This window comes from Mycobacterium sp. PDNC021 (assembly GCF_048282635.1).
GTDB classification, from domain to species: Bacteria; Actinomycetota; Actinomycetes; order Mycobacteriales; family Mycobacteriaceae; genus Mycobacterium; species Mycobacterium llatzerense.
The window spans coordinates 2,450,704-2,461,944 of record NZ_CP182502.1 but is presented as its reverse complement, the minus strand read 5'-3'; the positions used below and the strand labels follow the sequence as shown (position 1 = coordinate 2,461,944).

The 11,241-nt window shown below is 67.5% G+C and carries 9 protein-coding genes; 3 read left to right on the top strand and 6 right to left on the bottom strand.

Going from position 1 to position 11,241, the window contains the following annotated elements; translation table 11 throughout:
• Positions 1–13: 13 nt before the first annotated feature.
• Positions 14–1,288 (top strand): 3-phosphoshikimate 1-carboxyvinyltransferase, encoded by a 1,275-nt coding sequence (gene aroA, locus ACNO8X_RS11585; RefSeq protein WP_418005391.1) that lies wholly within the window; start codon positions 14–16, stop codon positions 1,286–1,288.
• 1 nt (position 1,289) lies between these two features.
• The gene (rsgA, locus tag ACNO8X_RS11580; RefSeq protein ID WP_418005390.1) at positions 1,290–2,270 is read left to right on the top strand and encodes a ribosome small subunit-dependent GTPase A; all 981 of its coding nucleotides are present in this window, start codon (positions 1,290–1,292) and stop codon (positions 2,268–2,270) included.
• A gap of 58 nt (positions 2,271–2,328) precedes the next feature.
• Here rsgA and ACNO8X_RS11575 read toward each other — a convergent pair whose 3' ends face one another.
• The 5 genes from ACNO8X_RS11575 to ACNO8X_RS11555 all read right to left on the bottom strand — a co-directional run bounded on the left by ACNO8X_RS11575 (position 2,329) and on the right by ACNO8X_RS11555 (position 7,758).
• Positions 2,329–3,588, bottom strand: coding sequence for a fatty acid desaturase family protein (locus ACNO8X_RS11575; RefSeq protein WP_418005389.1), 1,260 nt, complete (start codon positions 3,586–3,588; stop codon positions 2,329–2,331).
• Positions 3,589–3,683: 95 nt separating this feature from the next.
• On the bottom strand, positions 3,684–4,826 hold the full coding sequence (locus tag ACNO8X_RS11570; RefSeq protein ID WP_133761557.1) for a ferredoxin reductase: 1,143 nt from the start codon (positions 4,824–4,826) through the stop codon (positions 3,684–3,686).
• A 111-nt stretch (positions 4,827–4,937) separates the two neighbouring features.
• A complete protein-coding gene (locus ACNO8X_RS11565; protein ID WP_418005868.1) occupies positions 4,938–5,465 on the bottom strand; it encodes a DUF6912 family protein in 528 nt (175 codons plus the stop codon).
• A gap of 6 nt (positions 5,466–5,471) precedes the next feature.
• On the bottom strand, positions 5,472–6,326 hold the full coding sequence (ppk2, locus tag ACNO8X_RS11560) for a polyphosphate kinase 2 (protein ID WP_418005388.1): 855 nt from the start codon (positions 6,324–6,326) through the stop codon (positions 5,472–5,474).
• Between the two features lie 19 nt (positions 6,327–6,345).
• Complete coding sequence (locus ACNO8X_RS11555) at positions 6,346–7,758, bottom strand: WS/DGAT/MGAT family O-acyltransferase (RefSeq protein ID WP_418005387.1); 1,413 nt, start codon at positions 7,756–7,758, stop codon at positions 6,346–6,348.
• Between the two features lie 184 nt (positions 7,759–7,942).
• Between ACNO8X_RS11555 and ACNO8X_RS11550 the strand changes: the two genes are divergently transcribed.
• Complete coding sequence (locus ACNO8X_RS11550) at positions 7,943–8,443, top strand: Rv3235 family protein (protein ID WP_418005386.1); 501 nt, start codon at positions 7,943–7,945, stop codon at positions 8,441–8,443.
• Positions 8,444–8,451: 8 nt separating this feature from the next.
• Here the strand turns inward: ACNO8X_RS11550 and secA are convergent, their stop codons facing one another.
• Complete coding sequence (gene secA / locus ACNO8X_RS11545) at positions 8,452–11,220, bottom strand: preprotein translocase subunit SecA (protein WP_418005385.1); 2,769 nt, start codon at positions 11,218–11,220, stop codon at positions 8,452–8,454.
• Positions 11,221–11,241: the final 21 nt, after the last annotated feature.

Below are 11,241 nucleotides of genomic sequence, written 5' to 3'. Positions count from 1 at the left end.
GCAGGATAGGGGCATGGAAACCTGGCCCGCACCGTCGGTGACCGGTCCGGTGCAGGCCACTGTCACCGTGCCGGGATCGAAGTCGCAGACCAACCGGGCGCTGATCCTGGCGGCCCTGGCCACCCCGCAGGGCACCTCGACCATCAGCGGCGCACTGCGCAGCCGCGACACCAACCTGATGATCGGCGCGCTGCAGGCGCTCGGCGTGACGATCACCGGAGACGGCACCGAACTGACCGTCGGCGGCGCCATCGCCCCCGCCGGGGACGTGCGCATCGACTGCGGGCTGGCCGGCACCGTGCTGCGGTTCGTCCCGCCGGTGGCGGCGCAGGGCACGGGACACGTTGTCTTTGACGGCGACGAGCAGGCCAAGACCCGCCCCATCACCCCGCTACTGGACGCGATGCGCGGTCTCGGCGTCGACATCGACGGCGACGGCATGCCGTTCACCGTCTCCGGCACCGGATCGGTGGCCGGCGGCGAGGTGCGGATCGACGCATCGTCGTCGTCGCAGTTCGTGTCCGGACTCTTGTTGTCGGGGGCCACTTTCCGCTCGGGACTGACGGTCATCCACACCGGTGAGACGGTGCCGTCGCAGCCGCACATCGAAATGACCATCACGATGCTGCGCGACGCGGGTGTCGAGGTCGACGACAGCGAGCCGAACCGCTGGCACGTGTCGGCCGGCCCGATCGCGGCACGGCACTGGGCCATCGAGCCCGATCTGTCGAACTCGGTGCCGTTCCTGGCCGCCGCCGCAGTGACGGGTGGCACGGTGCGGCTGGCCCACTGGCCGATCCAGAGCGTGCAGCCGTCCGACGACATCCTGGAGCTCCTCGGCAAGCTGAATACCGGTGTCCAGGTTGTCGATTCGCATCTGGAGGTCCGGGGTGCGCAGAGCTACCCGGGCTTCGAGGCCAACCTGAAGGCCGTCGGCGAGCTCGCACCGTCGATGGCCGCACTGGCCGCGCTCGCCAGCCCGGGTTCGGTGTCGACGCTCTCGGGGATCGCGCATCTGCGCGGGCACGAGACCGACCGGCTGGCCGCGCTGACCAACGAGATCAACGGGCTGGGCGGCCAGTGCCGCGAGACCGACGACGGTCTGGTGATCACGGCCGTGCCACTGCACGAAGGCCTTTGGCGGTCGTACGCCGACCACCGCATGGCCACCGCCGGCGCGATCATCGGGCTGCGCGTGCCCGGGGTGCAGGTGGAGGACATCGGCACCACAGCCAAGACGCTGCCCGACTTCCCGGGTATGTGGGCAGACCTGCTGGCCGGGAAATAGCTTGCGGGAGTACGACGAATCAGATGTCCGGGTGCGCTCGGGCAAAGGTTCACGTCCCCGCACCAAGAACCGGCCGACGCACTCCGACGCCGAAGCGGCCATGGTCGTCACCGTCGACCGGGGCCGTTGGGGCTGTGCGCTCGACGGCAATCCCGACCACATCGTCACCGCGATGCGGGCCCGCGAACTGGGCCGCACGCCGATCGTCGTCGGCGACTCGGTGGGCATCGTCGGCGACCTGTCGGGCAAGCCCGACACCCTGGCCCGCATCGTCCGCCGCGACGAACGCCGAACCGTGTTGCGCCGCACCGCTGATGACACCGACCCGACCGAACGCGTGGTCGTCGCCAATGCCGACCAGTTGTTGATGGTGGTCGCGCTGGCCGACCCGCCGCCGCGTGCCGGACTGGTGCAGCGCGCGCTGATCGCCGCCTACACCGGCGGGCTGCGGCCGATCCTGTGCCTGACGAAGAACGATCTGGCGCCGGCCGAGCCGTTCGCCGCCGAGTTCGCCGGCCTCGACCTGACGGTGCTGACCGCCGGGCGCGACGACCCCCTCGATGTGGTGGCACCGCTGCTCGAAGGTCAGGTGACGGTGCTGCTCGGACACTCCGGGGTGGGCAAGTCCACGTTGGTGAATCGCCTTGTGCCGCATGCAGATCGGGCCATCGGTGAGGTGTCGGGCGTCGGCAAGGGCAAGCACACCTCGACGCAGTCGGTGGCGCTGCCGCTGGCCGGGTCCGGCTGGGTCGTCGACACCCCGGGCATCCGGTCCTTCGGCCTCGCGCACATCAAGCCCGACGACGTGCTGCTGGCGTTCTCCGACCTCGCCGAGGCGATCGAGGACTGCCCCCGCGGCTGCGGGCACATGGGCCCGCCCGCCGATCCGGAATGCGCACTGGACGCGCTCACCGGCCCGGCCGTCGACCGCGTCGCCGCCGCCCGGAGCCTGCTCGCGGTGCTGAACGAACCGACGTACTAGCCGAACAGTCGCGAAAACCCCCAAACCCGAAGGGATTTGGGGGTTTTCACTCGCGTTGCTAGGCCGCAGCCATGCGCTTGGCCGCACGACGGCTGCGCACGGTGCGGATGGCCGTCTTCAGACCGCGCTTGTTGCCGGTCGCCGGGTCGACGGCGCCGAAGCTCTCGTCGAGCTCGACGAACATCCGCTCGCTGCGGGTCTCCGGCGCATCGTCCGAGGTGTCCTGCAGGAACTTGTCCGGCAACGACAGCTTGGCGATGGTGCGCCAGGTCTTGGCGTACTGCACCAGGAACGGCCCGGTGGTGTAGGGCAGGTCGTACTTCTCGCACAGCGCCCGCACCCGGATCGAGATCTCGGCGTACCGGTTGCTCGGCAGATCCGGAAACAGGTGATGCTCGATCTGGTGGCTCAGGTTGCCGCTCATGAAGCGCAGCACCGGACCAGAGTTGAAGTTGGCACTGCCCAGCATCTGGCGCAGGTACCACTGGCCGCGCGACTCACCCACCATGTCGGTCTTGGTGAATTTCTCTGCGCCATCCGGGAAATGGCCGCAGAAGATCACCGCGTTCGACCACACGTTGCGGATGACGTTGGCCACCGCGTTGGCCCTGAGCGTCGACTTGAACGTGGCACCCGGCGACAGTGACGTGATCGCGGGGTACGCGACGTAGTCCTTGGTCAGCTGCTGCGCAGCCTTGACGCCGAATTCCCGCACCCGAATCATCGTGGCCTTGCGGTCGTCGCGGCCCTTGAAGATCTTGCCGAGCTCCAGGTGCTGCAGGCCGACGCCCCACTCGAAACCGATCGCCAGGAGCGTGTTGAAGAGCAGATTGCCGTAGAGATTGAACGGCCGCCACTTCGCATCGCGGGTGACCCGGATGACGCCGTAGCCCACATCGTCGTCCATGCCCAAGATGTTTGTGTACTTGTGGTGCATGAAGTTATGGGTGAACCGCCAGTGCTTGGACGCGCCGCTCATGTCCCACTCCCACGTCGAGGAGTGAATCTCGGGATCGTTCATCCAGTCCCACTGGCCGTGCATGACGTTGTGGCCGATCTCCATGTTCTCGACGATCTTGGCCACGCCCAGCGTGCTCGCCCCGGCCCACCAGAACGACCGCTTCGAGCTGCGCAACAACAGCAGGCGCCCGGCTACCTCGAGAGCACGCTGTGCCGCGATGGTGCGGCGGATGTATCGCGCGTCGCGGACGCCGCGGGATTCCTCGATATCTTGGCGGATCGCGTCGAGCTCATTGCCCAAAGCCTCGATATCAGCTTCGGTCAGGTGCACGAATTCCGGTACATCAGTCACTGCCATTGTCGACCTCCTTCCCAAATACCTACGCTAGCGTAACCTACGGCATAGTAGGTTTCTAGCCAGCTAACTCTAGATTTCCCAATTCTGCTGCTGGGTTAAATATCCAACACGCAGTCGCCGGCCGCAGCCGAAATGCAAGTCTGCACTCGACTTCCGGGCTCTCGTTCCTCACCAGTGCGCAGATCCCGCGCGTGACCGTCCAGCAAACTCACCACACACGACTGGCAGATGCCCATCCGGCAGCCGAACGGCATCCGAACGCCGGCCTGTTCACCGGCCTCCATCAGCGACGTCGCCGCATCGGCGACGACGGTCTTGCCGCTGCGCTCGAACGTCACCGAACCGCCGGTGCCGTCGACCGCAGCGCGGGACGCCGCGAAACGCTCCAGGTGCAGCCGCACCCCGAGCCCCGCCGCTTCGAACTCACGCTCGGCGTCGTGGAGCATGGCCTCCGGGCCACACGCCCACGCTTCCCGCGTCCGCCAATCGGCGACCTCGTCGTCCAGCTTGGTCAGGTCCAGGCGCCCCTCGGTACGCGTGGCCCGCACCCGCAGCTGGTAGCTCGGGTGATCCTTGGCCAGCTGCGCCAATTCGTCGGCGAAGATGACGTCTGCCTCGGTCGGGGCCGAGTGCAGGTGGACGATGTCGGTGATCTGGTCCCGGCGCGCCAGGGTGCGCAGCATCGACATCACCGGGGTGATGCCCGAGCCGGCAGTCAGGAACAGCACCTTGCCGGGCGCGGGGTCCGGCATGACGAACTCGCCCTGCGGCGCCGCCAGTCGCACGATGGTCCCGGGCGCCACGCCACCGACCAGGTGGGTCGACAGGAACCCCTCGGGCATGGCCTTCACCGTGATGGTGATGGTGTGGTCGCTGTGCGACTCCACCGGGCTCGAGGTCAGCGAGTACGAACGCCACCGCCACCGGCCGTCCATGAGCAGGCCGATGCCGATGTACTGGCCCGGGTGGTAGTCGAACGAGAAGCCCCAGCCCGGCTTGATCACCAGGGTCGCCGAATCCTCGGTTTCCTGCCGGACGTCGACGACCTTGCCGCGCAGCTCGCGCGCCGACCACAGCGGATTGACCAGCTTGAGATAGTCGTCCGGCAGCAGCGGTGTGGTGATGCGCGCGACGATGGTGCGCAGTGCGTGCCAGCCCGGCCGTTCCTTGGCGCCGGCCACCGTGGGCCGCACCGTGTTGACGACATTGGCCGAGATCTTGATGTCGTTCTTGGCCACGTTCACTCCCGCTCAGGTGGTCACCGCTGGTCGCGTCCCGACCAGCTCGTCCTAACCTACGGTACCGTAACCTACGCGCAAGTAGCTACCCCTGCCGGCCACATCCGAGGGCTACAGCAGCTCCAACAAGAACGGTAACTCTTGAGCGGCGTACCACGCCAGATCATGATCCTGAGCATCTCCGACAGTGAGCTCGGCGTCCTCGTCACCGAGGTCGGCAGCGTCGACGGCGGCCACCGCAGCAAGCACCGCCGGCTCGGCCGTCGAGTTGTCGACGTACACCGCGATCACGTCGGCCAGCGCGATCGGCCCGGCCAGCCGTACCACCGCGTCGTCCAGATCGGGGCGCACGGTGGCCCCGTCGGCCTCGGCCACCAGCACCGCGCGCCGCGGCGGCAACCCGCCTTCCTCGTCTTCCCCATCGGCCTCGCCCACGCCCTCGCCGGCGAGCAGCCGTAGCGACGCCAGCGCCGCTTCCTGCAGCGCGATCTCGCCGAGCTCGTCCTCGTCTCCGTGCGAGTACGCCTCACGCAGGGTCGGCGTCACCGCGAACGCGGTACCGCTGCGGGCCGGCATCGCCCCATCGGCCACGAGTTGCGAGAGCATGGCCAGGGTCGCCGGAATGTAGACGCGCACCAGGGCACTCTAAAGGGATCTCTCGGGATCGCCCATCAGCTCGGCCACGTGATCTGGCACATATGTGGTGAGCTCACGCGACGGCCGGACGTACGTGCCCGTCACCACCGGCCGCTCGGGCAGCTCCACCTTCGAGTGGTCGACCGCGGTGTACGGGATCGTGGACAGCAGATGCGCGATCATGTTCAGCCGCGCGTGCTTCTTGACGTCCGATTCGACGACGAACCACGGACTCTGCGGGGTGTCGCAATGGACCATCATCTCGTCCTTCGCCCGCGAGTAGTCCTCCCAGCGGTACACCGACTCCAGGTCCATCGGCGACAGCTTCCACTGCCGCACCGGGTCGTTCATGCGCGACCGGAACCGCTTCAGTTGCTCCCCGTCCGACACCGAGAACCAGTACTTGCGCAGCATGATCCCGTCGTCGATCAGCATCTGCTCGAAGATCGGGGTCTGCCGCAGGAACAGCGCGTGTTCCTGCGGGGTGCAGAACCCCATGACCTTCTCCACGCCGGCCCGGTTGTACCAGGACCGGTCGAACAGCACGATCTCGCCTTTGGCCGGCAGGTGCGCGATGTAGCGCTGGTAGTACCACTCGCCCCGTTCCCGGTCACTGGGCGCCGGCAGCGCCGCGACCCGTGCGATGCGGGGGCTGAGGTATTCGGTGGCGCGTTTGATGGTGCCGCCCTTGCCCGCGGCGTCGCGGCCCTCGAAGACGATCACGACGCGCGCGCCGGTGGCGCGCACCCACTCCTGCAGCTTCACCAGCTCGGTCTGCAGCCGGAAAATCTCGGCTTCGTAGACGTCATTCGGGATCTTGCGGGCCTTCTTGGCGCGCTTCCGGTCCTTGCCTTCCTCGGCCACCCCTACCCCCTTCGTGGAATCAGCGCGCGGTTTCCCGCAGCTCGTCGAGTGCTTCGCGCAGCAGGCTGGGGAACACGTCGACGTCGCTCATGGCCTCGCGGTCGGCGTTGATGCCGTAGTAGAGGCTGCCGTTGTACGACGTGATACCAAGCGCCAGCACCTGATTGTTCAGCAGCGGCGGCACCGCGTAGGTGTCCAGCAGCTTGGTGCCCGCGACATACATCTGCTTCTGCGCGCCCGGCACGTTGGTGATCAACAGGTTGAACTGGCGCGCCGGGAAGCTCGTCGCGACGCGGGTACCCATGGCGTGCAGTGTCGGCGGCGCGAAACCCGACAGCGTGACGATGGTGCGCGCGTCGACCGGCGTGGTCGTGGTGGCCTGCGTCTCGGTCGCGTGCGCGATCTGGGACAGCCGGACCAGCGCGTTGTTCTCCCCCACCGGCAGGTCCACCAGGAAGGGCGTCACCTCGCTGATCGCCTGCCCCGGGCCTGCGGTCTCCAGGTGGTCGGTCTCGGGGTACACCGACATCGGCGCCATGGCCCGCACCGTCAGGCCCGTCGACACCGATTGACCGCGGGACATCAACCAGTTGCGCAGCGCGCCGGTCACCACCGACAGCACCACGTCGTTGACGTCGCAGTCGAAGCGGGTCCGCAGCTGGCGGTACTCCTCCAGCTCGTGCTTGGCGACGGTGAACCGCCGGTTGCGGGAGACGGTGGCGTTCAACGGGCTGCTCGGGGCGGTGCCCCGCACCATCGTGCGGGCCATGTCGATGACCCGCCGGCCGGCCTCGACGAACTGTTCGGTGCTGGAGATCATGTCCGCCGCCGCGGACTGCACCGCGGCCAACTGGGCTGTCGGCCGGGTGATCCACTCACCGATCGCGCCCAGCAGCAGCGAGACGTCGCTGGGCTCGCGTCCCGGGATCCAGATGTCCTCACCGAACTCGGGCGGCTTCTGGGTCCGGTCGGCGATGACGTGCCCGACCTCCAGCGCCGTCATGCCGTTGACGAGGGCCTGGTGGGTCTTGGTGTAGATCGCGAGGCGGTTGTCGGAGAGCCCCTCGACCAGGCACATCTCCCATAGCGGCCGGGTCTTGTCCAGCGGCCGCGACCCCAGCCGGGCCACCAGGTCATGGAGCTGGGCATCGCTGCCCGGAGACGGCAGCGCCGAACGCCGGATGTGGTAGGTGATGTCGAAGTCGCGGTCGTCGACCCAGACCGGCCGGGCCAGTCCGAGCGTGACCTCGCGGACCTTCTGCCGGTAGCGCGGGATCTGCGGGAGTCTGGCCTCGACGTTCGCCAGCAGGGTCTCGTAGCTCAGGCCGGCCCGCGGCCGCCGCAGGATGGACAGCGTCCCGACATACATGGGTGTCGATGAGTCTTCTAGCCCGTAGAACGACGCGTCTGACGCCGACAACCGGGTCACCATGCAGCCCGCTCCTCCTCACACCTCCGGCAGGACTCCGTCACGGTATCCCCGGGGCCTGTCCCGCGCAGCACCGGACTGGCGAATTGGCGTCGAGCGCCAGGTGAAACCGGTGCGATGATTTAGCGGTCTGCAACTCTCCAGCAGATGCGCCGCACACACCGGACCTATCGCTGGAGAGATTGTCATGACCGCATCGACCCGCATCGACATCGATCCGACGGCGCCGATCGTCGATTACGAGCCGACGCCGATCGAGACGAGCACGACGGATCGTGCTGTCAACCGGCTACGTGTGGTGTCGGGTCGAGGACCGGACTGCACTGCCGAATCCGCCGTCGAATGTCAGCTCGAGGCAGCGCCGCCCGCAGCCGCGCTGGTGTTCGCCGATACCGTGCTGCGCCGGGTCCTGGAGGTCAGCGACCGGCGCCGGCCGATGGCGCAGCTGCGGCCACTGGTCACCGCGACGCTGTTCGACGCCATGTCGTCCTGGCCCCGCCACACCCGGACCGACGGCGTGGCTGTGCTGCGACGGGTACGGCTACGCACCGCCCGCGAACAGGACGGACTGGCCACGGCGGTCGAAGTGTTCGCCACCTTCAGCCGCGGGCCACGACTGCACGCCGCCGCCGGCCGCATCGAAATCGTCGGCGGGCGTTGGCAATTCGTGGCCCTGCAGCTGGGTTAGCCGGTTGGTCAGCGGCGCTTCTGCTTGCGCGCGGCATCCCGGCGCTCCCGACGCGAACCCGGACCGGCCGCGTGCCGGCCGCCCTCACGGCGGACCTCGGCGGACCCGTCCTCACCCGGACCGGTGTACGTCATGGCCGGCGCCTTGTTCTCGATTCCCTTGGCGCGCAACGCAGCCGGTGCAGCCTGCTCTTCAGCAGCGCTCTGCTCGGCCTCGGCGGCGAACTGCGCCAGCCCCTGCGGCGCGGCGACCGGGGCCACCTGCGGCGATTGCTGTGCCTCGACCTGCACGTTGAACAGGAACCCGACCGACTCTTCCTTCAGCCCGTCGAGCATGCCGGTGAACATGTCGAAGCCCTCGCGCTGGTACTCGACCAGCGGGTCGCGCTGCGCCATGGCACGCAGGCCGATGCCTTCCTTGAGGTAGTCCATCTCGTAGAGGTGCTCACGCCACTTGCGGTCGATGACGTTGAGCAGGACGCTGCGCTCGAGCTGCCGCATGGCACCCGGTCCGGCGATGGCCTCCAGGTCGGCTTCGCGCTTGGCGTAAGCCTTCTCGGCGTCGGCGATCAGGGCGTCGCGCAGCTCTTCCTGGGTCAGCTCGCCTGGCTCGCCGATCGCGTCGGAGTCGACCAGGTCGTGGTGGTCCAGGCCGACCGGGTACAGCGTCTTGAGCGCGTCCCACAGCTTGGCCAGGTCCCAGTCCTCGGCGTAGCCCTCGGCGGTGGCGCCGTCGACGTACGCGGTGATGACGTCGACCAGCATCTGGTGCGCCTCGCCGGAAAGGTCGTCGCCCTCCAGGATCATCTTGCGCTCGCGGTAGATGACCTTGCGCTGCTGGTTCATCACCTCGTCGTACTTGAGGACGTTCTTGCGGACCTCGAAGTTCTGCCCCTCGACCTGGGTCTGCGCACTCTTGATCGCGCGGGTCACCATCTTGGCCTCGATCGGCACATCGTCGGGCAGGTTCAGCCGGGTCAGCAGCGCCTCGAGGGTGGCACCGTTGAAGCGGCGCATCAGCTCGTCGGACAGCGACAGGAAGAACCGGGACTCGCCCGGGTCGCCCTGACGGCCGGAGCGACCGCGCAGCTGGTTGTCGATACGACGGGACTCGTGGCGCTCGGTGCCCAGCACATACAGGCCACCGACCTCGCGGACCTTCTTGGCCTCTTCCTCGACCAGCTCCTTGACCTTCGGCAACTCCTCGTGCCAGGCCGCTTCGTACTCTTCGGGGGTTTCGACGGGGTCCAGACCGCGCTTGCGCAGGCGCGCGTCGGCGATGAAGTCGACGTTGCCGCCCAACACGATGTCGGTACCGCGACCGGCCATGTTGGTGGCGACCGTGATGGCCTTCAGCCGGCCGGCCTCGGCGATGATGCTCGCTTCCTGCTCGTGGTACTTGGCGTTGAGCACGTTGTGCGGGATGCGGCGCTTGGTGAACTGCTTGGACAGGTACTCGGACCGCTCCACGCTGGTGGTACCGATCAGGACCGGCTGGCCCTTCTCGTAGCGCTCCTGCACGTCGTCGACGACGGCGATGTACTTGGCCTCTTCGGTCTTGTAGATGAGGTCGGACTGGTCCTGCCGCACCATCTCGCGGTTGGTCGGAATCTGCACCACACCGAGCTTGTAGATCTCGTGCAGCTCGGCGGCCTCGGTCTCGGCGGTACCGGTCATGCCGGACAACTTGTCGTAGAGGCGGAAGTAGTTCTGCAGCGTGATGGTGGCCAGGGTCTGGTTCTCGGCCTTGATCTCGACGTGCTCCTTGGCCTCGATGGCCTGGTGCATGCCCTCGTTGTAGCGGCGGCCGACCAGCACGCGGCCGGTGAACTCGTCGACGATGACGACCTCGCCGTCACGGACGATGTAGTCCTTGTCGCGCTGGAACAGTTCCTTGGCCTTGACGGCGTTGTTCAGGTAGCTGACCAGCGGCGAGTTGGCGGCCTCGTAGAGGTTGTCGATGCCCAGCTGGTTCTCGACGAACTCGACACCGGCCTCATGCACACCGATGGTGCGCTTGCGGATGTCGACCTCGTAGTGGACGTCCTTCTCCATGAGCGGCGCGATGCGCGCGAACTCGGTGTACCAGTTCGACGCACCGTCGGCCGGGCCCGAGATGATCAGCGGGGTACGGGCCTCATCGATGAGGATCGAGTCGACCTCGTCGACGATGGCGAAGTTGTGGCCCCGCTGCACCATGTCGTCGGTCGAGTGCGCCATGTTGTCGCGCAGGTAGTCGAAGCCGAACTCGTTGTTGGTGCCGTACGTGATGTCGGCGTTGTACGCGGCGCGACGCTCTTCCGGCGTCATCTGCGACAGGATCACCCCGACCTCCAGGCCGAGGAAGCGGTGCACGCGACCCATCCACTCGCTGTCGCGCTTGGCCAGGTAGTCGTTGACGGTGACGACGTGCACGCCCTTGCCGGCGAGCGCGTTGAGGTAGGCCGGCAACACACAGGTCAGGGTCTTGCCCTCACCGGTCTTCATCTCGGCGACGTTGCCGTGGTGCAGCGCGGCGCCGCCCATCACCTGGACGTCGAAGTGGCGCTGGTCCAGCACGCGCCAGGCCGCCTCGCGGGCGACGGCGAAGGCCTCGGGCAGCAGGTCGTCGAGCGACTCGCCGTCGGCGATGCGCTTCTTGAACTCGTCGGTCTTGCCGCGCAGCTCGTCGTCCGACAGCTTCTCGACGTCATCGGACAAGGTGTTGACATAGGCGGCGACCTTTTGCAGGCGCTTGACCATGCGACCTTCACCGATGCGGAGCAACTTCGACAGCACGCTATTTCCCCTGTGGGTCTG